This window comes from Mycobacterium kyorinense (genome assembly GCF_001672775.1).
Classification (GTDB): domain Bacteria; phylum Actinomycetota; class Actinomycetes; order Mycobacteriales; family Mycobacteriaceae; genus Mycobacterium; species Mycobacterium kyorinense_A.
In genome coordinates this window covers 1-611 of record NZ_LZKJ01000189.1, presented here as the reverse complement: position 1 = coordinate 611, position 611 = coordinate 1, and the positions used below count along the sequence as shown (strand labels likewise).

Annotated in this window: 1 protein-coding gene; it reads left to right on the top strand. The window is 59.7% G+C overall.

The features are described 5' to 3' along the window. Positions 1-33: 33 nt before the first annotated feature. Positions 34-611 (top strand): protein kinase family protein (locus A5707_RS20055; RefSeq protein ID WP_197495391.1); only part of this gene is annotated, 578 nt, incomplete at its 3' end.

Here is a 611-nt window from a genome sequence, read left to right as displayed (position 1 = left end):
GTCGAAGAAAGCGGCAGGCCACGGGGTTTCGTGATGCCAGCCATCCCCGCTCAGTTTTTCATCGACCTGACCACCGTTGGTGGCGTGTCAAGGACCCCCGCCGAATTCCAGCATCTGCTCAATCATGTTTCGGTGTTGTCTGCCCGAGGCGTCAAACTCGATGACGTTCAACGTTATTCGCTGCTGCGCGAAGTCGCCTCCGCCCTGGCGTTTCTTCACAAGCACGGTGTGTGCGTCGGTGATATCTCACCGAAAAACCTGCTGTTCTCGCTGACGCCGCACGAAGCGGTCTACTTCATCGACTGCGACGCCATGCGGATCAACGCCGTCTCGGCACTACCCCAAATGGAAACCCCGGGATGGGACAGTCCTTCTGGCGAGGAACGGGCCACCATCTACACCGACAGCTACAAACTCGGGCTGCTGGCCCTGCGGCTGCTCGCCGGCGACCACGACACCAAAAACCCCCACCACCTACCCCCCACCACACCAGAACTGTTGCGCCAGATCATCACCGACACCTTGACCAACCAACCACACCAACGCCCACTACCCGAAGCCTGGACCTACGTACTGGGCCACGCCATCGAACACGCCCAACACCAGAAAAA